This is a genomic window from Myroides sp. NP-2, from assembly GCF_014145665.1.
In the GTDB taxonomy this organism is placed as follows: Bacteria; Bacteroidota; Bacteroidia; order Flavobacteriales; family Flavobacteriaceae; genus Flavobacterium.
Map to the genome: position 1 here is coordinate 379,394 of NZ_JACHTD010000001.1, position 19,985 is coordinate 399,378.

General features: G+C 37.0%; 20 protein-coding genes. 11 read left to right on the forward strand and 9 right to left on the reverse strand.

Going from position 1 to position 19,985, the window contains the following annotated elements; all coding sequences use genetic code 11:
* Nucleotides 1–261: 261 nt before the first annotated feature.
* From H4K35_RS01610 to H4K35_RS01620, 3 genes are all read right to left on the reverse strand, one after another.
* Nucleotides 262–789, reverse strand: a complete 528-nt coding sequence (locus H4K35_RS01610) for an inorganic diphosphatase (RefSeq protein ID WP_182625632.1) — start codon at nt 787–789, stop codon at nt 262–264.
* 85 nt (nt 790–874) lie between these two features.
* Nucleotides 875–3,367 carry a DUF5686 and carboxypeptidase-like regulatory domain-containing protein gene (locus H4K35_RS01615; RefSeq protein ID WP_182625633.1) on the reverse strand — a complete coding sequence of 831 codons (2,493 nt, stop codon included), beginning with the start codon at nt 3,365–3,367 and terminating at the stop codon, nt 875–877.
* Between the two features lie 90 nt (nt 3,368–3,457).
* Nucleotides 3,458–4,435 carry a pyruvate dehydrogenase complex E1 component subunit beta gene (locus H4K35_RS01620; RefSeq protein WP_182625634.1) on the reverse strand — a complete coding sequence of 326 codons (978 nt, stop codon included), beginning with the start codon at nt 4,433–4,435 and terminating at the stop codon, nt 3,458–3,460.
* Between the two features lie 540 nt (nt 4,436–4,975).
* Between H4K35_RS01620 and H4K35_RS01625 the strand changes: the two genes are divergently transcribed.
* On the forward strand, nt 4,976–5,347 hold the full coding sequence (locus H4K35_RS01625; RefSeq protein WP_182625635.1) for a hypothetical protein: 372 nt from the start codon (nt 4,976–4,978) through the stop codon (nt 5,345–5,347).
* Nucleotides 5,348–5,986: 639 nt separating this feature from the next.
* On the opposite strand, the gene H4K35_RS01630 is transcribed toward H4K35_RS01625, so the two are convergent.
* A complete protein-coding gene (locus tag H4K35_RS01630; protein WP_182625636.1) occupies nt 5,987–6,688 on the reverse strand; it encodes a nucleotidyltransferase domain-containing protein in 702 nt (233 codons plus the stop codon).
* A gap of 5 nt (nt 6,689–6,693) precedes the next feature.
* On the reverse strand, nt 6,694–7,863 hold the full coding sequence (locus H4K35_RS01635; protein ID WP_182625637.1) for an ATP-binding protein: 1,170 nt from the start codon (nt 7,861–7,863) through the stop codon (nt 6,694–6,696).
* Nucleotides 7,864–8,584: 721 nt separating this feature from the next.
* On the opposite strand from H4K35_RS01635, the gene H4K35_RS01640 reads away from it, so the two are divergent.
* The 8 genes from H4K35_RS01640 to H4K35_RS01675 all read left to right on the forward strand — a co-directional run bounded on the left by H4K35_RS01640 (nt 8,585) and on the right by H4K35_RS01675 (nt 14,192).
* A complete protein-coding gene (locus tag H4K35_RS01640; protein WP_182625638.1) occupies nt 8,585–9,331 on the forward strand; it encodes an electron transfer flavoprotein subunit beta/FixA family protein in 747 nt (248 codons plus the stop codon).
* A gap of 32 nt (nt 9,332–9,363) precedes the next feature.
* Nucleotides 9,364–10,332: an electron transfer flavoprotein subunit alpha/FixB family protein gene (locus H4K35_RS01645; protein WP_182625639.1), complete on the forward strand. Its 969-nt coding sequence runs from the start codon at nt 9,364–9,366 to the stop codon at nt 10,330–10,332.
* A 101-nt stretch (nt 10,333–10,433) separates the two neighbouring features.
* On the forward strand, nt 10,434–11,045 hold the full coding sequence (locus tag H4K35_RS01650) for a bifunctional nuclease family protein (RefSeq protein WP_182625640.1): 612 nt from the start codon (nt 10,434–10,436) through the stop codon (nt 11,043–11,045).
* A gap of 18 nt (nt 11,046–11,063) precedes the next feature.
* The gene (locus H4K35_RS01655; protein WP_182625641.1) at nt 11,064–11,888 is read left to right on the forward strand and encodes a thymidylate synthase; all 825 of its coding nucleotides are present in this window, start codon (nt 11,064–11,066) and stop codon (nt 11,886–11,888) included.
* Nucleotides 11,889–11,907: 19 nt separating this feature from the next.
* The gene (locus tag H4K35_RS01660; protein WP_182625642.1) at nt 11,908–12,288 is read left to right on the forward strand and encodes a 2TM domain-containing protein; all 381 of its coding nucleotides are present in this window, start codon (nt 11,908–11,910) and stop codon (nt 12,286–12,288) included.
* 4 nt (nt 12,289–12,292) lie between these two features.
* Nucleotides 12,293–12,778, forward strand: coding sequence for a dihydrofolate reductase (locus tag H4K35_RS01665; RefSeq protein ID WP_182625643.1), 486 nt, complete (start codon nt 12,293–12,295; stop codon nt 12,776–12,778).
* Nucleotides 12,779–12,780: 2 nt separating this feature from the next.
* The gene (locus H4K35_RS01670) at nt 12,781–13,572 is read left to right on the forward strand and encodes a hypothetical protein (protein ID WP_182625644.1); all 792 of its coding nucleotides are present in this window, start codon (nt 12,781–12,783) and stop codon (nt 13,570–13,572) included.
* Nucleotides 13,572–14,192: a deoxynucleoside kinase gene (locus H4K35_RS01675; protein WP_182625645.1), complete on the forward strand. Its 621-nt coding sequence runs from the start codon at nt 13,572–13,574 to the stop codon at nt 14,190–14,192. The genes H4K35_RS01670 and H4K35_RS01675 overlap by 1 nt, the downstream gene beginning before the upstream one ends.
* A gap of 38 nt (nt 14,193–14,230) precedes the next feature.
* Here the strand turns inward: H4K35_RS01675 and gldA are convergent, their stop codons facing one another.
* The 3 genes from gldA to H4K35_RS01690 are packed head-to-tail and all read right to left on the reverse strand — an operon-like array spanning nt 14,231 to nt 16,424.
* Entirely contained in the window at nt 14,231–15,142 is a 912-nt protein-coding gene (gene gldA, locus H4K35_RS01680; RefSeq protein ID WP_182625646.1) for a gliding motility-associated ABC transporter ATP-binding subunit GldA, read from the reverse strand.
* 37 nt (nt 15,143–15,179) lie between these two features.
* The gene (locus tag H4K35_RS01685) at nt 15,180–15,569 is read right to left on the reverse strand and encodes a DUF1634 domain-containing protein (protein ID WP_182625647.1); all 390 of its coding nucleotides are present in this window, start codon (nt 15,567–15,569) and stop codon (nt 15,180–15,182) included.
* A gap of 12 nt (nt 15,570–15,581) precedes the next feature.
* Nucleotides 15,582–16,424 (reverse strand): sulfite exporter TauE/SafE family protein, encoded by an 843-nt coding sequence (locus tag H4K35_RS01690; protein ID WP_182625648.1) that lies wholly within the window; start codon nt 16,422–16,424, stop codon nt 15,582–15,584.
* 157 nt (nt 16,425–16,581) lie between these two features.
* On the opposite strand from H4K35_RS01690, the gene H4K35_RS01695 reads away from it, so the two are divergent.
* Both H4K35_RS01695 and rsgA read left to right on the forward strand, forming a co-directional pair.
* Nucleotides 16,582–17,655 (forward strand): chorismate mutase, encoded by a 1,074-nt coding sequence (locus tag H4K35_RS01695; protein WP_182625649.1) that lies wholly within the window; start codon nt 16,582–16,584, stop codon nt 17,653–17,655.
* A 91-nt stretch (nt 17,656–17,746) separates the two neighbouring features.
* The gene (gene rsgA / locus H4K35_RS01700) at nt 17,747–18,712 is read left to right on the forward strand and encodes a ribosome small subunit-dependent GTPase A (RefSeq protein ID WP_182625650.1); all 966 of its coding nucleotides are present in this window, start codon (nt 17,747–17,749) and stop codon (nt 18,710–18,712) included.
* Between the two features lie 54 nt (nt 18,713–18,766).
* Here rsgA and H4K35_RS01705 read toward each other — a convergent pair whose 3' ends face one another.
* Entirely contained in the window at nt 18,767–19,630 is an 864-nt protein-coding gene (locus H4K35_RS01705; protein WP_182625651.1) for a hypothetical protein, read from the reverse strand.
* Nucleotides 19,631–19,985: the final 355 nt, after the last annotated feature.

Below are 19,985 nucleotides of genomic sequence, written 5' to 3' on the forward strand. Positions count from 1 at the left end.
ATAAGTAATTTGTCCTTAGGTTTTGCTTTGGCTTGTTGTGCTGAACAGGAGTAAATAAGGGTACGTAGAACTAAGCAAGATAAATAGAAATAAAAAGAGGCTGCCAAATAAGCCTAACAAAATAGAACCCACTTAAGTTTAGGTGGTTTTTTTGTGCTGTACAAGTTTAGTATCCTTAGTTTAGGGCGGAACCTATACAATACAAAAGAGGGTGACCTTTTGGGACACCCTCTTTTTCTATATTAAATTGCAGCTTGTTTATTAGTAGCGGATGCTGAATAAACCTTCTGCTTTGTTTTCTAATTTGTCAAAGCGATCTTTACATTCTTTGATCATTTGGATGGCAGCTGCTTTATCTCCAAAACCGTTTGTAGTCACTTGTTTGTTTTCTAAGTCTTTGTATACTTTGAAGAAATGCTCTACTTCTTTTTTGAAGTGCTCGTTTACATCGTTGATGTCGTTTAATTTGTTCATCAATGGGTCAGAAACAGGAACACATAGAATTTTTTCGTCTTGTCCTTTATCATCTGCCATATAGAAAATACCTACAGGTTTTACTTCAACAACCATTCCTGGAAGAGATGGCTCAGTAAACATAACCAATACATCAAGTGGATCTCCATCTAATGCTAAAGTTTCAGGAATGAAACCGTAGTCTGCTGGGTATCTCATGTTTGAGTAAAGTAAACGGTCGAATCTCAATCGTTTTAAATCGAAATCATATTCATATTTATTTCTACTACCTGCTGGAATTTCAACAAAGGCGTCAAAAGTTTCGAATGTACTCATATTCATTTATTTTATAATCAAATAACTTAATAATGGGGGCAAAAATACTTCAATTCGTGCGTTTTAGCAAGTATATTTTTTATTATTAGAAATAAATTGCAAATGAGCCTCGAATGGCAAACTTTCGAGCGTCAGGCATGTCCAAATAATTTCCTCTCCAGCTTAAGTCAAGTCTAAATACCTTGAATATATTACCAATTCCAACGTAGTATTCATAATAGAAGTCCTCTGGTGCTTTATAAACCAATTGAGAGGCATTGAGGTCTATGTTTTCTTGGGAGATCTTTCCGTAAATTCCCCTAAAGCCTACGATTTCTCTTAGGTTTAGGTCTCTAAACCACGGGATTCTCGAGAGTAATCGACCGCCAAAATTGTGTTCTAAGTGAATAGAAGCATATTCATTGGTTACAAACTCGTAGTAGTTTAAGTTGGCAAAGGTATTTTCGATGTTAAACCACGATTGGTTTCCGGGTACCACACTCAGTAGGCCCAGCGGTACTTCGCCAAATGTTTTTCCTGCTTCAACAGTCGTTGTAAAGGTCCCAAATCCGCCGAGTAGAATTGGTTTTCTCGCGTATAATTGCAACTTGTCATACTGGAAATTACTGTCAAAAGCCCCTTTAAATCCATGGCTATAGCGCAGGTATAATTTCAAGTATTTTTGATCTATTTCGTTTCGATCCACCCCATATCCAATAGTTCTCTTTCCAGGCGTATAGTCTACTGCCATTTCAATCTCCGATTGTTTGGTTTCATTTGAAATCAACGTGCGTTCTTTGTCAATATAGTAATCGAGATTAAAAAGATCCGAGGCTGGTTTTAGTGTTCGGTAGCTAAAGGTGGTTAAGAAACGCAAGTTCTTTACGGGTTCAATTTCCAAACCGACAGTTGATAAATTAATATCCGTCAGTTTAGAGTTGTCTCCACTAGCAAAAAGGGAGCTAGAGGCGAAACTTCGTCCCAATACGTCGTTGGTTTCCGTTAAACTTACCCCGATTTGTTCTACATCTCGGCGATTTCCTCCAAATAGAATAAATCGAGAAGGACTGTGTAGTAGGAGTCTTCCGCTCATTCCGTATTTGAATTTATTATCTTTAAAACCATAGGCCCCATAACCTTCTAACCTCCATTTGTCATTCGGTCCAAAGTACGTTCGCCCTCCTGCACGCAGGCGCAAGCCCTCAATATCATTATAACCAAAGGTGGAGAAAATCGGACCATAGTCTAACTTATACTTCGGAATGTTGTAGTAATTACTCGCGATAGTAGAGGTTAAGTTAAACAAAAACCTAAATTTTGGTACAGTTTTCAGCGTATCTAACATTTTGTAGATCCCGTATTCATCTTTACTTAAAGATTCAAAACGGTAGGTCTGCCAAAACTCATCCGATCGACTGTAGATCGACTCATCGTATTGGTTGACATCCACGCGATAGAAATCATCTGGATGTTTAATGTTGAATTGGTGATTCTGGTATATCGTGGTGCGTTTTCCGTAAATACCCTTTGATTTTTCCTTTTTTGACAGGGCAAAATCAGACATAAAATGGTCGCGTGTCAACAAGAAAACGGAATCATTTAGCACATCAAATTCCTGTTCAATATAGATTTCTTTGATCCAGTTGATGTTGGCATCTCGGCTGGCTTCCATATTGATTTTTTTGATGGCAAAGGTGGAGTCATTCACCCAAAAGTCTCCTTTAAAGGTAAGTTCCCCTTTTCGTCTAGGATAATAGACAATGTTGTAACACCATTTGTCATCAATATAAGCACTATCTGCTAATACGTAATTGTACACGTTAATTCCAGTACGCGACAAGGGGCTGACAAAGTCTTTGTCAAATATTTTAATATAGTTGTTATAGATGTTATATTCAGCATATAAATCTTTTACGAACTCAATTATGTGTTGGTTTGTATCAAATCCGGAGTTTTTGTTCCCCAGGGTTTTTTCAATTTTTTTGTTGCCTAGATTATCTCCGTAAACCTGTCCAATATTTTCATTGATAAAGATAGGAAGGTAGGTTTTACCCGTGATGCGGTTGGTATCCACTTGATCGAAGATAAATTCCATTCCCCTGAAAATTTTGCTTTTGCGATAAGCGCTGTCGATAGAGTTTAGGTCGAATTCAATTTTTTCGTATTTGTCAAATTCGTATTGATCAAACATATACAAGCCATTTTTGCGCTTGCGCTCCCATATTTTTCTTAAAATATCGAGGGCAGGGTTGTTTTTTTTGGAGGTTTTTCCCGTGAAAATACGCACCTCTTCCAACATATTATCTTCCTCTAATGTGATGGTTAAGTCAAGATTACTATGGCTTTTAAGCGGAACATAGGTTGTTTTATAGCCAACGAAAGACACCACTAGCGTATCGTAGTTTTTTTCAGTTTCCAAATAAAACTTTCCAAGCTCGTTAGCGATGACACCTTGGGTAGAATGCTTGAAATATACACTGGCATAGGAAACCTCTACATTGTTGCTATCTTTAATTTTACCACTTACTTTTGTTTGTGCAAAACCTTGGAAATGAGCAAATAAAAGGGGGATTAGGTAAAATAATATGTTTTTCTTCATAGTCAATATTAGGCATAAATACAAAAAACTCCATCCTATAAGATAAGATGGAGTAATTCAAATATACAATTTTTTTTTACTTAAAAAAGTTTATCTGTATAGTACTTTTTTCACTGCCTTGATTACGTCATTGGAGTTCGGTAACCATTGCTCTAGCAATACAGGTGAATAAGGTGCAGGGGTATCTGCAGTAGTAATTCTCTGGATTGGAGCATCTAAGTGATCGAAAGCCTGTTCTTGGACTAAGTAAGTAATCTCTGACGATACACTTCCAAATGGCCAAGCCTCTTCCAAAATAACCAAACGGTTGGTTTTCTTTACTGAAGTTAAGATGGCTTCTTGATCCATTGGACGAACCGTACGCAAATCAATTACCTCACAAGAGATTCCGTCTTTCTCTAATTCTTCAGCCGCTTTTAATGCCTCTTTGATGATTTTACCAAACGACACAATTGTCACGTCTTTTCCTTCTCTCTTAATATCAGCAACTCCAATAGGAAGCGTGTATTCTCCTTCAGGAACTTCTCCTTTATCCCCATACATTTGCTCTGACTCCATAAAAATAACAGGGTCATTGTCGCGAATTGCTGATTTCAATAATCCTTTTGCATCATAAGGAGTAGAAGGAACTACCACTTTTAAACCTGGTACGTTGGCAAACCAATTTTCAAAGGCTTGTGAGTGCGTAGCACCTAATTGTCCAGCTGAAGCAGTTGGTCCGCGAAATACAATGGGAATGTTGAATTGACCACCTGACATCTGACGCATCTTAGCTGCGTTGTTTATTATTTGGTCGATTCCTACTAAAGAGAAGTTGAATGTCATAAATTCAACAATCGGACGGTTTCCATTCATGGCAGAACCAACAGCAATCCCCGCAAAACCTAGTTCTGCAATAGGAGCGTCAATTACGCGTTTAGGACCGAATTCGTCCAACATACCTTTTGAAGCTTTATAAGCACCATTATATTCAGCTACTTCTTCTCCAATTAAATATATGGTTTCATCGCGACGCATTTCCTCGCTCATAGCTTCACATACGGCCTCTCTAAATTGAATCGTTCTCATAAGTTCTTATTTTCCGTAAAATTATTCAATAGTCACAAAAGTATGAAAAAATATCATTACAACGCTTATGTTCTATTCTGTTTTGTTTTTTTTAACTGCGTCTTTGAATTGTATAGGTTTTTGGGTGGAAATAGGGCAATTACAAGCTCGGTACTTGCAGATTTAATGGGCTTCTTTCACAAGTATCCCTCCTATTGCCCCTATACTTTTGCCTGCTGTCTGATGAGATTACCCAAGCAAAAAAAAGATGCTGTAATCCGAAATTGGATGTTTGTGACAACAAATCATCAACTACCTTATCTTGTTCAATGCTATAGGTGAGCGTATTGGTTGCTATATTAAGTAGGGATTCACTCTTTTCGTAGTGTTTTTTTTTGTTTTAGTATTCGAAGTTAACCCTGTGTTTTAGAAGAAGAATTGTGGACTTTTGTGGAAATAATACACAATATGATGTTGTTTTGCCGATTTGAATAAATTAGTTGTAAATGTTTTTTTTACTGATATATATTTGTACGGTAAAACATTAAAAAAAACAGAATTATGTTAAGAAAAGCAAAAGTAGTACTGGTTTGTGCGATGGTCTCTATGGGACTATTTTCATGTAGTAGTGATGATAATACATCGAGCAATGCTGCATATGAAGTTGTAGCTAAAACATCAGATAATGCCGTATTGAGAAATATCGTTGTTGTTGAAGGAGATGGAACAACAGAATCAATTGCCGATCTAGGTAAAAAAGAATGGTCAAAATCATTCGCAGGAAACAAAATTGTTGCGGTTTCTGTTACAGCACAAACAATTGATTCGGAAGATAATAATGGTGAATTGACGTTAGAAGTTGTACAAGGAGGGAAAGTAATCAAAACATCGAAGGCTAACGGAAGCGTGCTTGTTGCTAATATTTCGATGTAAGTAACAATTGTTTTGTACAACCTAAACCAAGGTGAAAGAAATAAAAGGAAGAGTTCAGTCAAACTGAACTCTTTTTTTGTTTCATTCTACACTACTGTTTTTAACTAAAGCAGAAATTTTTTTATAGATAAAATTAAAACATTATTCAGAAGAAAGTTCGATCTAAGCTAAATGATCTCGATCGCGTGGATTGCGTTTTGTTTGAGTCTTGTTCGAGTCATGTTCGAGTCAGCTTCGGTAAATCGGGGTTAAACCCCCGTAAATCCGCATGTTTACCGAAGAAGACCCGAACAAAAGTAAAACTATACCAAACAAACAGCTGAATAACAGTTGTTTGTGTTGTTTGTTGAAGGAAAAACAAGCCCTTTTGTGCTTTTTTCTTCCCTATCATGGAAAAACACGGAAGGGGACAGTTCAGGTTCATTTGGACTGATATAGGTTTATAGTGTATTCATGTAGAAGGCGAATAGAACAAAACGATTGTGAAAAAATAGTAATCCGCGCGATCGGAGTCTAACATTCGTTTTACTTGCAAGAATAATTAATCAAAGAAAAGAGCTCCGTTTTATACCATACAAAGAGGGTGCCCCAAAAGGACACCCTCTTTGTATGTTTCGCTCTTCATCTTTTATAATTTTTTTAGGTTGAAGGTTCAGTATGCCACTCTTGTGGCTGTATAGGAATGTCGAGTTGATAAAATAGCGCATGCAAAGCTTGAATGCGTTCTTCATTGTTTTTGGCTCTGTAGAAATCTGTAAAAATGCGTTGTAATTCAGGGACTTGAATATCTTGTATTCTAGTTTTTATTCTTGGTAGGTAGTGTTGGTGAATATTATAATAGTAGGTAATAACTTCACTTATTACTGTATTTAAAATATAAGTGCAACAGTTAGTATCTGTTTGCAAAATATCTGTAGCGTCCTCCAGTAAAGTAGTAATATAATAGCGTTGTTGTTGTAATTCTTCTGTTGAATACTTTCTTGGCGTTTGAAGATAATAATGGGCAAGTTTGAGGAGATCCTTTAGGTATTCTTGACCAAATAGAACGATACTAGTCGTTAACAGATGAGCTGTCGAAGGCCGATTCTTTTTATGCTCTTCTATAAAATAGTTCTTAATATGCTCTGGATTGTTTATGAATATATCGCAAGCAATTTGGTTGAAATATTTAAAGTGTCGCTGCCTAAATGAAGCATCATGGATTACATGAATATCCAGATCACTGTTTGTATCGTGTTGATTTCTAACAATACTGCCTCCTACAAGGATTGCTTTTGGATTAAAATTTTGGCTTATCCATTCTTGAGCTTGCTTTAATGCTTGTTTGTGTTTGCTTTCCATTATATTTAATTATTCGTGTAATACAACCATTTTTGTATTAAATGATGAGAAATTTCTTCTGTAACGCTGAATCCTAATTCTTTTATGTATATAAATGGGGATTTGTTAAGTGTCGATAAGTTTTGAAATCCATCTAGTAAGTCATATTCGAAACCAGGAATAAGAGAACTTGTAATTTGTGAAAAATAGTAAGGAATCGCTCTGTTTACTAGTTTGTCAGCATGGCGTTGTTCATAGTTTTCTAAAGAGAGTTTAGGGTAACAACCGTCAAGTATTTTTTTAGGAATACGATATAAGGGATACCAAAGTTGCGTATGATCTATTTCTCTAATAGGAAATGGAAGTGGCAATTTTCCTTTTGATACTTGAAAGATAGATTCTGCCAGTAAATCTTCTAGATTTAATCCAGTTATCATTGCTTGCGCGTTGTGGGTCTTTGAATAGTGTTGTAGCACTTCTCTTATTACAAAAGTGCCTAATACATCTAGGTCACTGTCTTTAAAAACGTCAAAAAAATCTGTATCCCAAGTAAGAGCATTCTTTTTACCTATGATCTTGCATATTTCGTTGGGAGCAACAATATTGAGTTGTATATCTGCTTCTTTGCATATGTATTTAGCTCTATCTACTGCTAGATCCCACACATCTAAACCACAACACATAACAGCGATAAGTTGAGTTTTATGGATCTTTTTTACCTGTAGTAAAGCTTTTAGTAGAGTGTTTGAGTCACCACCACCACTTATTCCAACTATGATTGGGCGATTATCTACACTAATGTTATTAAAAAAAGCTGTAACTTTTTTATAGATAAAGTCAAAACATTGCTCAGAAGAAAATTCAATGTAGGCTAAATAGTCGAAATTTTCAGATTGGAAGATGTATTCAGTTGATTTAGTGTTATTATAGCTTACGAGATAATTCTTTAGTATCACTTTCGGCAGATTTATATTTCGATTGGTCTGTAAGATTATTGCATCATAATTGTCTAAAATGTAATCATCAATTGTAGTATTAAGTGTTTTAGGAAGTATTTTTAGTCTATCTCCTTTTTGGCCATAGAAATTAATGGACTGAAAAGGTAATTTGTTTACTAGACAGATATTTTCTAACGTTTGTTGTTTATTATAGTTTAAATCAAATTTTCCTTGAGCTGTATTGAGGATTATATTCATCGTCTTTAGGTTTTTTTAGGGGAAAGCTTCACAAACCTCCCCCTTGTATTACTAATTATTACTAAGAATTATTTGTTCGAATAATTACATGGATATAATATTTGAACTTGTTCCACAAAGACAACAAATTTTAGAATCTGTTAAATATGGTTGTTGATTTTTGTACGCAGATTCAACTGTTTGAATTGCGTTGGATGGAATAGGAGCAGAACTTTCCCATTTTCTGATTTTTAATAATGTTTGCATCATATATAGATTTAAAAAATTGTATTAGGTAGTAGACTAGAGTTAAAAAATAGGAATCAAATAGGTTGCCAATTAAGGGGCAAGGGAGAGATTTAGTTGATATAGTAATACTTTTAGATGTATATATGTTTCTTTTGAATATTCGGGTCTATACTTACGTGATTTACTTTTAGAAGTAATAAGATTAGAATTAAAAAAGTATAGGATAGTCTAAGCTTTATTCTGGTTTAGTTGATGCGCTTTATTTTTATCTAGTTCGAATTAAATTGCAAACTTTTTAAATTTTTGTCTTTTGTTTCAATAAATGGATATTTGATGGGGGTAATTCCACAAAAGATATTGAATTATTGGGTGATTTAGTAAATTATTTTTGGTTAATTCAAACTAAATTAGTATGCTTGCATAGTAAAATATTGAAAATTAATTCTTATTTTCGTTCACAAGTAATATTGTAAAACAAAAAACTATAATAATAATGAAGATATTAGTTTGCATCAGCCACGTGCCTGATACTACATCAAAAATCAATTTCACGAATGGTGACGCTGAGTTTGATACCAATGGAGTGCAATTTGTGATCAATGCTAACGATGAATATGCATTAACACGTGCCATTTGGTTTAAAGAGAAACAAGGAGCTACGGTAACAGTAGTTAATGTTGGAGGCGCTGACACAGAGCCTACCTTAAGAAAAGCATTAGCCATTGGTGCTGATGAAGCAATCCGTGTAAATGCAGTACCTACTGACGGTGTATTTGTTGCAAAACAATTAGCTGAGGTAGTGAAAAATGGTGGATACGACTTAGTACTTGCAGGAAAAGAATCATTAGACTATAACGGTGGGATGGTTCCAGGTATGTTAGCTGCTATTTTAGGTTATGATTTCATCAATTCATGTGAAGGATTGGACGTAGACGGAACAGCGGTAAAAGCAATTCGTCAGATTGATGGAGGAAAAGAAACAATATCTGGAAAATTACCAGTAGTGATTGGCGGACAAAAAGGATTAGTAGACGAGAAAGACTTGCGTATTCCAAATATGCGCGGAATCATGGCTGCTAGAACAAAAGCCTTGACTGTGCTTGAGCCAGTAGGAGCTGAAGCTGCAACTAAAGCAGTAAAATTTGAAAAACCAGCTGCAAAATCAGCTTGTAAAATGATTGCTCCGGATAACTTAGATGAGTTAATCAACTTATTGCACAACGAAGCAAAAGTGATCTAATCTAGTAATTTTTAACCTTAAAAAGAAAAAGTATGTCAGTTTTAATATATGCTGAATCAGCAGAAGGAAAATTTAAAAAAGTAGCATTAGAGTTAGCTTCTTATGCGAAAAAAGTAGCAGAATCATTGGGAACAACAGTTACAGCAGTAACGGTTAATGCTTCTGATGTTAGCGAATTAGGAAAATACGGGGTAGATAAAGTTTTAAAAGTATCTAACGATAAATTAAATACATTCAACGCTAAGGCTTATGCAGATGTGATCAAACAAGCGGCTCAAAAAGAAGGCGCAAAAGTGGTGATCTTATCTTCTTCAACTGATAGTTTATATGCAGCACCAGCGGTTGCTATTGGCTTAGATGCAGGTTTTGCTTCTAACGTGGTAGCCTTGCCAGAAAGCACTGCTCCATTTGTAGTAAAAAGAACTGGTTTTTCAAACAAAGCATTCAACTTTACAGAGATTTCTTCTGACGTTAAGGTATTGGCTTTAGGGAAAAACTCATTCGGCTTAGTAGAAGCTTCAGGAGCTGCAGCAGCAGAAGATTTTGCACCAAGCTTAAACGATGCAGATTTTAGTCTAAAAGTTGAAGGAGTAGAAAAAGTATCTGGAAAAGTAACGATTGCTGATGCGGATATTGTTGTTTCTGGTGGACGTGGAATGAAAGGTCCTGAAAACTGGGGGATGTTAGAAGATTTAGCGGAAGTATTAGGCGCTGCTCTAGCTTGTTCTAAACCAGTATCTGATGTGGGATGGAGATCACACGAAGAGCACGTAGGACAAACGGGTAAACCAGTAGCGGCTAACCTTTATATCGCAGTAGGTATTTCTGGTGCAATCCAACATATTGCGGGAGTAAACTCTTCAAAAGTGAAAGTTGTAATCAACACAGATCCAGAAGCTCCTTTCTTCAAAGTAGCGGACTACGGAATTGTAGGAGATGCTTTCCAAGTGTTGCCTCAATTAGTGGAAAAATTAAAAGACTTTAAAGCGAAAAACGCTTAATAGCATTTTTTGATTTAGATAATTTACCAAGACAGTAACTAAAATCTAAAGATTGTTTATCTTTGATTTAGTTACTGTTTTTTGTTTTTATAAAAAAGATTATGAGTTTGATTAAGCTGACAGTTAAAGGAATTTCATATAGCCATTCCCAAAATGGAGCCTATGCCTTGATCTTAGATGAAGAGCACGGGGATCGAAAATTGCCTATTGTTATTGGAGCTTTTGAAGCCCAAGCCATTGCAATCGCAATTGAGGAGGAAATTCGTCCTCCTAGACCTTTAACACACGATTTATTTAAGAGTTTTGCCGATACATTCGATATTCAATTGAAACACGTGATCGTTCACAAATTGGTGGATGGCGTGTTTTTTTCAAGCTTGGTTTGGGAGAAAAATGGCATAGAAGAACTTATGGACGCCCGTACTTCCGATGCAATTGCCCTAGCTATTCGCTTTTTTGCCCCTATCTACACCTATCCTGATATCATGAACAAAGCAGGGATTATCTTAAGTGGAAGCCCTGAAGTAGAAGAAGAACCGGCAGAAGACGATATCGCCAGTCAAGTGGAACAGTTTTTAGAGCTAGACATCGAAGGAAAAGGCTATAACAAATACGGATTATCCGACTTACAGCGTTTACTCAATGAGGCTATTGGCAATGAAGACTACGAAACAGCAGCGCGAATTAGAGATGAAATTAGTAAGCGATCATAGATAAAAAGGAGTAAAGGAATGAAACAATATTTGAATTTAGTACAGGAAGTTTTAGATAAAGGCGTACAAAAAGGAGATCGCACAGGAACGGGAACAAAAAGTATTTTTGGCCACCAAATGCGCTTTGATTTAGCCGAGGGGTTTCCACTGGTTACAACCAAAAAAGTGCACTTGAAGTCTATTATACACGAACTGTTGTGGTTTTTAAAAGGAGAGACTAACATTGCTTACCTCAAAGAAAATGGCGTTCGCATTTGGGATGAATGGGCTGATGAGCATGGTGATTTAGGCCCAGTGTATGGATACCAATGGCGCAACTGGAATGGAGAGGGAATTGATCAAATTAAAGAAGTGATCGATACGTTAAAAACAAATCCAGATAGCCGACGTATAATGGTTTCTGCTTGGAACCCAAGCGTTCTACCAGATACTAGCGTTTCTTTTGCCGAGAACGTCGCAAATAACAAAGCCGCTTTACCACCGTGTCACTCGTTTTTTCAATTCTATGTTGCAGAAGGTAAATTGTCTTGTCAACTATACCAACGCAGTGCAGACGTGTTTTTAGGTGTGCCATTTAACATCGCTTCTTATGCGCTACTAACGATGATGGTAGCACAAGTTTGCGATTTAGAAGTGGGGGATTTTATTCACACTTTTGGCGATGTCCATATCTACAACAATCACATTGAACAAGTAAACTTGCAGTTGAGTCGCACTCCCTATGCGTTGCCAAAAATGAAAATCAATCCGAAAGTAAAAGATATTTTTAGCTTTACTTATGAGGACTTTACGTTAGAAGATTACGTATCACATCCCGCTATAAAAGGTAAAGTATCGGTATAAATTCTAATCCAAAAATGCTATGGAAAAAATAGAAGCAATTAAACAGTACGAGTACGCAAAGAACCGAATCAAACAACGCAAGATGTTATTATTTCACTTCGTTGTTTTTCTATTGGGTTCCCTTGTTTTATACGCAATTAATATGTGGGTAAAAGACCCGCAAATAGTTGGGGTTTGGTGGCCCTATGTCGTTGGTGCATGGGCATTGCTTTTGCTCTTTCACCTGATCAATGTAGTGGTCGTTAATCGCTTTATGGGACCTGCTTGGCAGGAACGCGAAATAGAACGACTCGTCTCACTCCAACAAGAAAAAATAAAACAGCTACGCGCGAAAGTAGAAAAAGACTTTCCTCTAGTAGATGTTAAACGAGATTTAAACCAAGAAGATACAAAATACTAATTCGATGGTCATTCTAATTGCTGCTGTAGCAGCGCATAACGTATTGGGCAAAGACAATGCAATCATCTGGCATTTGCCCGATGATTTTAAACACTTTAAAGCCTTAACTTCTCATCATCATATCATTATGGGACGCAAAACCTTTGAGTCGTTTCCCAAGCCTTTACCTAATCGAACACACGTAATTATCACTAGACAAAAAGACTATGTCGCTCCCGAAAATTGTATCGTTGTTCACAGTTTAGAAGAAGCGCTTGAACGAACCAAAAGGGAAGAACAAGTGTATGTAATTGGAGGTGGTGAAATTTATACCCTGGCTTTGCCTTTTGCAGACCAATTAGAATTAACCCAAGTACACGCTTCTTTTGAAGGAGATGCCTTTTTTCCTGAATTCTCACCCTCCGACTGGCAATTGGTCAAAGAGAGTTATCATCCCATAGATGAAAAACACGCCTACGCTTTTACTTTTCAAACCTATATAAGGAAGTAAATATGAAAAAGTTAATTGCTTTTCTCTTGCTTTGTGGTAGCATATCCACTCTTGCACAAGAAACAATAAACACCCAACTCTTAAACAGTGAATCACTGAGAGAACAAGAAGTTTTTATCAGTAAAGATATCTTTGACAATACATTTACACGAGAAGAAAATACGCTGCGCAAACGCAGTAAGTATTCTTCCGAAAATTTTAGCCTGCCCAAAATGGGGACGTTGAAAATGATTGATTTGACAAATTCACTGTTTCCTGTATTGTTTTATGTCGATTTTAATTCCATCGTCCTATTGAGTAAGGAGTTAGCTTTATTAAATACCATTGAGCTAACAGGGCGATTTTCTGCTATGGATCCCGCTTATGTTGCTAGCAGTACGCAAAAGAATTTGTGGATTGTCAATCAAGCGAATCAAAGCGTGTTGCGCTATAATTTAAGTACCTTAGAAGTGCGCAATATCTTTACCATTAAGGAAGAGATCAAAGCCTATCAATCCACCTTGAATTACCTCTACCGCATTACAATAGATAATAAGATTAAGGGAATTGACATCTACGGCAATGAAGTGCTGAACTATGCTTTGCCTTCTGACTATGACCATATTCAAATACTAAATAATAAACAGGTATTTTATTCTCATCTAAATAAGCTCTATTACGTTGATATGGAGAAGAATATGGTTTACCAAATTCAAGTGGATGCAAAAAGCATTTCAGGCTTCTTTTATAACACTCAAAAATTGAGTATTTTTACCGAACAAAAAGTAAATAATTATCAAATAAAATTACCGTAATGCACATAGCGATTGCTGGAAATATTGGGGCGGGAAAAACAACATTAACAGACTTATTAGCAAAACATTATGGATGGGAAGCACATTATGAAGATGTCGTGGACAATCCATACTTAGATGACTTCTACCATCAAATGGATCGATGGTCATTTAATTTGCAAGTTTATTTTTTGAACAGTCGTTTTCGCCAAGTACTTCAAATCAGACAGAGTGGAAAAACAATCATTCAAGATCGAACGATATATGAGGATGCTCATATCTTTGCACCCAACTTGCATGCGATGGGGTTAATGTCTAATCGAGACTTTAAAAACTATGCTTCCCTTTTCGATTTAATGCAAGAGTTAGTAGCGGCACCAGACTTGTTGATTTATTTGAGAAGTAGCGTACCTAATTTAGTAGGGCAAATACACAAAAGAGGGCGTGAGTATGAAAACTCTATTTCGATTGAGTATCTCAGTGGATTAAATGAGCGCTATGAAAATTGGATCAAAGGATACGACAAAGGAAAACTATTAGTCATTGATGTAGATCACTTGGATTTCGTAGATAAGCCAGAAGATTTAGGGCAGATTATCGACAAAATCAACGCTGAAATCAATGGATTATTTGAGATATAAGCATAAAAAAAAGAGCCATGGCTCTTTTTTTTGTTTTGTTATTCTTGACTTTCTGTTGCGGTAAAATCGTGAAAAAGCTTTTCTAAATTCTTGTTTTTCGGTTGTAGAGAAAGCGTTTTTAAGCCTTGTTGTTGAGCGAAGTCATACACGGTTGCACGATAATCTTGTCCTATTGGAAAAACCAGGTCCCATTGGGTGTCGTGTATGTGATGGGCTTGTAGCAAGTGTGGCATGCGATTGATAAATTCTATTTCAATTTTAAAGTCAAACTCAACAGAAATAATTTGCTCATTTTGATTTTCTAACAAATCGTGTAGTAATTGATCTGCGACAATTTGCCCTTTTTTGATGATGATTACGCGTTCACAAATGGCTTCTACTTCTTGCATTATATGCGTCGAAAGAAAAACGGTTTTATCTTTCCCTACGGATTTAATCAACGCTCTAATTTCAATCAATTGATTGGGGTCAAGTCCAGTTGTTGGCTCATCTAAGATCAACACTTCCGGGTTGTGTAGCAAAGCAGTAGCGATTCCCACACGTTGGCGATAGCCCTTCGATAATTGGCCAATCTTTTTATGTGCTTCTGGCGTTAAGCCCGTTTGTATAATTACTTCTTCAATGCGCTCTTTTTTAACTTTGTAAATCGAAGCGTTAAATTGCAAATACTCCCTTACGTACATGTCTAAATACAGCGGATTGTGTTCGGCCAAATAGCCAATGGATTGCTGTACTTTTTTTGCTTGTGTAGCCACGTTGTATTCATTGACATAAGCCGACCCTTCATCGCTGTGAATAAAGGTGGTTAGTATTTTCATCAAGGTCGATTTACCAGCGCCATTTGGACCTAGAAAACCGACAATCTGCCCTTTAGGCACCGAGAAATTAATAGACTGTAACGCTTGTTGTTCGCCGTAATATTTACTAATATTTTCTACTTTAATAGACATATGCAAAAAGTGGTTAGTAAAAACAAATGTAGGTAAATTAATGAGAAAAACCGAAAGACATACTGAGAATGATCACAGCCATAACGATTAAAGTAATTATGATATACAAGCTGTCTTTCTCGAGGATAAAGGAAAATAAGGACAAGATAAGACGTAGGATAGGGGTAAAAAACAAAAGTAAAATACCAAGAAAAATAATCGATTCCCCATCCCAATTCGCAACGCCCTCCAAGATGTTGTGAAAAACTTCAACTAGGTTGCGATCATTCTCGACAAAAGTGGAGAAAGAAACCGTTTGTTGTGCGTCTTTCACAAGCAGAATGATACCGCCAATCAGCGTTACAGTTAACGCACTTAAAACGCCATAACGCAACACATTTCCAATTATCGTTTGCAGTTGATTATCTGTAAATTTTGAAGTACTCATGGTGTTTAGTTTTTAGATTTTACCTGTAATTCCGTTGTAAATCATGTTGAGTGCAATGATGAAGATGAGGACAGCAAAAAACATTTTTAGCTTTTTGGTATTGGCTTTCATCAATACTTTAGCACCGACCATCGAACCAATTAATACACCAATAATAACGGGCATACAAATGGTAGGTTCGATATAACCCTTTTGGATGTAGATCACCGAACTGGCGATTGCCGTTACCCCCATCATAAAGTTACTCGTTGTAGTAGATACTTTGAAGGGAACTTTCATAATGGTGTCCATCGCAATTACTTTAAACGCTCCGGAACCAATGCCTAATAATCCTGACATCATACCTGCTACGCCCATCATGCTAAATCCACCGAGAATATTCGTCATGCTGTAGTGTACTTTCTCGCCACTCGCATGAGGATAATTTCCCGCTAATTTTAGTTTTTGAGCTAATACACTCCCTTGGTTGGGGAGGACTAGGTGATCTTCTTTTTTACGAATGGAATTCAAGGAAGAAAAAATGAGGGTAGCTCCGAATATAATAGCTAGCAATGATGTTGGTGCATTGGTTGAGAGAAGTGCGCCAACTACTGCCCCAATGGTGGTGGCAATTTCCAGAAACATACCCAATCTCATATTGGTAATCCCCTCGCGCACATAGGCAGATGCAGAACCAGATGAAGTCGCAATTACTGCAACTAAAGCTGTTCCAATGGCGTAGTGAATGTCCACGCCTAAAAATACGGAGAGTAAAGGAATTATAATAATCCCGCCCCCAAGTCCTGATAATGAGCCGATAAAACCAGCAGCAAAGGCACCTAGGAATAGGATTAAGATAAAAGTTAGTACTGACATGTAGGTTGAATTTTTGATGAAAAGTAAAAGTATTAATTATTATAAAAAACAAAGAACAAAAAGTGACTTATCTGAGAACTTGAGTTTGAACAAATGGGATTAATTCCTTTTTTTTGGAATATAACTCGTAAATTTGTATGAAATGAAAATGTAAGAAATGAGTAAAGATTGGTTAACTGCTTTTCAAGGTCAAGCGCCCGCAATTATTGCTGGTCCATGTAGTGCTGAAACACCGGAACAATTGTTGCAAATTGCTCGCTCTTTGCCCGATGAGGTAAAAGTATTTCGTGCAGGTATTTGGAAACCCAGAACTAAACCTGGTGGTTTTGAAGGGGTAGGTGCCATTGGGCTGGATTGGATGAAACAAGTAAAGGAGGAAACAGGTTTGTTATTGGCAACAGAAGTTGCCACAGCGGAACATGTGGATTTATGCCTTGCCAATGATATCGATATCTTGTGGATTGGTGCGCGTACCGCAGTAAATCCTTTTTCAGTGCAAGAAATTGCAGAAGCTTTGAGAGGAACGGATAAAATCGTTATGCTGAAAAATCCAATTAACCCCGACTTATCGCTGTGGATGGGTGGACTAGAACGACTCGAAAAAGCGAATATCAGTAAGCTAGGACTGATTCACCGTGGGTTTAGTACCTATGAAAAAACAAAATACCGCAACATACCCGAATGGCAAATACCCTTAGACATTAAAACAGAACTGCCGCATATTCCCATTTTTTGTGACCCCTCTCATATTACAGGGCGCAGGGATCGCATTTTAGCAGTTTCTCAATTGGCGCTAGATCTCAATTTTGACGGACTGATGATAGAAACACACCTGAATCCCGATAAAGCTTGGAGTGATGCCGCTCAACAAGTGACTCCCGAACAATTGAAAACCATTTTGCACACACTCAAGTTGCGCAATATGACCGACGAGACGGAAGATTATATGCAGCAATTGCAAACCTATCGCATCCAAATTGACGATATGGATAGCAAAATACTAGATTTATTGAAAAAGAGAATGATGATTTCTGATGCGATCGGCTCGCTAAAACGCGAAAAAAATGTCGCTGTTTTTCAACAAGAACGATGGAATAGCATTGTGGAAAAAATGATGAAAGAAGGGGAACATCTCGGATTTACAGATGAATTTATTCGCACGATTTATAACGCGATCCACCAAGAAAGTATTTATCGACAGGATCAAGTCATCAATAGAAAGGATGCATAGACACACATAGATGTAATAAATACAAAAGAGACAAAGTGATTTTCTACTTGGTCTCTTTTTTTTGCAGGAATATTTAAAATATATTTGCCTTATGAAAGGAACAGTTTATAAATCAACGGGAAGCTGGTATGTTGTAAAAGGTGAAGATGGGCAGTTTTACAATTGTCGCATCAAGGGAAAGTTTCGTATTAAGGGAATTAAGAGTACGAATCCCCTTGCAGTAGGAGATCATGTTGTCTTTGAACTAGAAACAACCAATGACACAACAACAGGTGTGATTCATGAGATCGCTCCTCGTATGAATTATATTGTGCGTAAATCAGTAAACTTATCCAAACAGGTGCATATTATCGCGTCAAATATCGATACTATGTTTTTGATTGTGACGATTGACAACCCTGTGACAACGACAAGTTTTATCGATCGATTCCTAGTAACTGCGGAAGCCTATGGCATTAAAACGGTTATAGTGTTCAATAAAATCGATACCTATTCAGAAGAAGCTTTGGATGAACAATTGTATTTACAATATATCTATACGCAGATTGGGTATGAGTGTTTGCGCGTTTCCGCTATTGAATCAAAGGGATTAGAACAGATTAAAGAGCGAATGATTGGGAAGGTATCCATGTTTTCTGGTCACTCAGGTGTTGGGAAGTCAACCCTAATCAATGCTATAGAACCGGGCTTGCACTTAAAAACAGCGCAAATCTCAGAGCAACACAAACAAGGGCAACACACCACCACTTTTGCCGAAATGTTTGATCTGACATTTGATGCAGCTATTATTGATACCCCTGGAATTCGCGGTTTTGGCGTGGTCGATATGGAGCCTCAAGAAGTGGGAGACTACTTTCCGGAGTTCTTCGCGTTAAAAGACCAATGTAAATTCAATAATTGTTTACATCGTGAAGAACCACATTGCGCAGTTAAAGCAGCTTTAGACAACGATGAACTTGCCTGGTCTCGCTATAAAACCTACATCCAAATCCTCGATGGGGAAGAAGAACATTATCGAACAGATATTTATAAAGACGGCAGAAACCAAGAGGAATAACCGTAGATTAGATAGAGAAGAGCTGACCCTCCTGGGATCAGCTCTTTTTTAGTTCTATTCTTTGAGGTAATACGTGAATCCATAGCGATAAGTAGCCATTTCTAACAATAAAACATCTTTAACGGTTTGTGATATAGTAGTATCTTCTACAACTGCTAGTTCCATTTCTTTAGAATATGCCGTAAATACAAAAGGATTATATAGTTTGGAAAATGTACTGGAGTACAGCTTAACTATATTTTTGTAATCGTTGAAATCTTTGGCATTGGTAAATGCAAATAGGGTAGTATAATAGGCATCACTTTGATCATTCACTGTCGTTTCAAGTGCTGTTAATACCGCAATCGCCTCTTGTTTGTCGTAGGCGGTGGTGATGTTTTGCTTTTGCGCTTGATGATACACTTTGTCGTATAGTACGCCTTTTCGCTCATTGGGACTTAGAGCGGCAAGGGTGGAGTCTTGGAGCACCTCATTGACGAGCGTATAGTGTAAATAACCTAAGTCGTCCATACTATTGGCGCGAAAGGAAGCTTCTTGGATGGTTTGTATATCGGTTAGAACAGGCAATTCTGATGGTTGAATGGCCATTGCTGTACTTTTACCAGAAAATATAGCTGCAAGTGAAGCAGACGCTCCAATGATTAAGGCTTCTTTCCAATCCGCTTTTAATCCCTTTTTAGCCAAGTACATGGCCGAGGCTTTTGCATCTGCCGAAGCAACAGGTTTGAACCATTTCCAAAAAGAAGAGGTCCTTAGTTTTGGTGTTTCGTCCCTTCGCTGCTGATAGGCAGTGGTGATGACTTCATAACGATTGGTCTCTGGGGTCGGTTGCTCCAACCGGGCGGAAGAAGCTTGATCTGAACTGCATGCCGTACCTAAAAATGCAAGGCATAGGAATAGGCCATATATCTTTTTCATGGTCGTAATGATTTGGGCAACATCAGAGCGATGTTGCAGATTAATAAATACACTGTTTAAAATCGTCTTTGGAACGCAGGAGAGACAAGTTTTACAACGTAAAAAAGCTCAATACCCTTGCGTTAAGGACAGTTTAGATTTTTTGCATAGGCGTACCATGCGGGTAATGGAGTTGAATAAGTGGACAAGTGCCGGCAACTTTATCGAAAATGCACTACTCTGTAAAAAAGTGCATCACAAATTCTAAAAAACTACAATCATATATCTATTTTCGATTGTGGTTTTTGTTTAATATTTGTGTTTTTATTGTGTTTTCGTTAAGTTTGTAATTGTAGTGTAGTTAAATATGTTGTTA

Coding starts and splice junctions, on each gene's coding strand:
- H4K35_RS01610 (WP_182625632.1), bottom strand. CDS start 789: ATGAGTACATTCGAAACTTTTGACGCCTTTGTTGAAATTCCAGCAGGT.
- H4K35_RS01615 (WP_182625633.1), bottom strand. CDS start 3,367: ATGAAGAAAAACATATTATTTTACCTAATCCCCCTTTTATTTGCTCAT.
- H4K35_RS01620 (WP_182625634.1), bottom strand. CDS start 4,435: ATGAGAACGATTCAATTTAGAGAGGCCGTATGTGAAGCTATGAGCGAG.
- H4K35_RS01625 (WP_182625635.1), top strand. CDS start 4,976: ATGTTAAGAAAAGCAAAAGTAGTACTGGTTTGTGCGATGGTCTCTATG.
- H4K35_RS01630 (WP_182625636.1), bottom strand. CDS start 6,688: ATGGAAAGCAAACACAAACAAGCATTAAAGCAAGCTCAAGAATGGATA.
- H4K35_RS01635 (WP_182625637.1), bottom strand. CDS start 7,863: ATGAATATAATCCTCAATACAGCTCAAGGAAAATTTGATTTAAACTAT.
- H4K35_RS01640 (WP_182625638.1), top strand. CDS start 8,585: ATGAAGATATTAGTTTGCATCAGCCACGTGCCTGATACTACATCAAAA.
- H4K35_RS01645 (WP_182625639.1), top strand. CDS start 9,364: ATGTCAGTTTTAATATATGCTGAATCAGCAGAAGGAAAATTTAAAAAA.
- H4K35_RS01650 (WP_182625640.1), top strand. CDS start 10,434: ATGAGTTTGATTAAGCTGACAGTTAAAGGAATTTCATATAGCCATTCC.
- H4K35_RS01655 (WP_182625641.1), top strand. CDS start 11,064: ATGAAACAATATTTGAATTTAGTACAGGAAGTTTTAGATAAAGGCGTA.
- H4K35_RS01660 (WP_182625642.1), top strand. CDS start 11,908: ATGGAAAAAATAGAAGCAATTAAACAGTACGAGTACGCAAAGAACCGA.
- H4K35_RS01665 (WP_182625643.1), top strand. CDS start 12,293: ATGGTCATTCTAATTGCTGCTGTAGCAGCGCATAACGTATTGGGCAAA.
- H4K35_RS01670 (WP_182625644.1), top strand. CDS start 12,781: ATGAAAAAGTTAATTGCTTTTCTCTTGCTTTGTGGTAGCATATCCACT.
- H4K35_RS01675 (WP_182625645.1), top strand. CDS start 13,572: ATGCACATAGCGATTGCTGGAAATATTGGGGCGGGAAAAACAACATTA.
- gldA (WP_182625646.1), bottom strand. CDS start 15,142: ATGTCTATTAAAGTAGAAAATATTAGTAAATATTACGGCGAACAACAA.
- H4K35_RS01685 (WP_182625647.1), bottom strand. CDS start 15,569: ATGAGTACTTCAAAATTTACAGATAATCAACTGCAAACGATAATTGGA.
- H4K35_RS01690 (WP_182625648.1), bottom strand. CDS start 16,424: ATGTCAGTACTAACTTTTATCTTAATCCTATTCCTAGGTGCCTTTGCT.
- H4K35_RS01695 (WP_182625649.1), top strand. CDS start 16,582: ATGAGTAAAGATTGGTTAACTGCTTTTCAAGGTCAAGCGCCCGCAATT.
- rsgA (WP_182625650.1), top strand. CDS start 17,747: ATGAAAGGAACAGTTTATAAATCAACGGGAAGCTGGTATGTTGTAAAA.
- H4K35_RS01705 (WP_182625651.1), bottom strand. CDS start 19,630: ATGAAAAAGATATATGGCCTATTCCTATGCCTTGCATTTTTAGGTACG.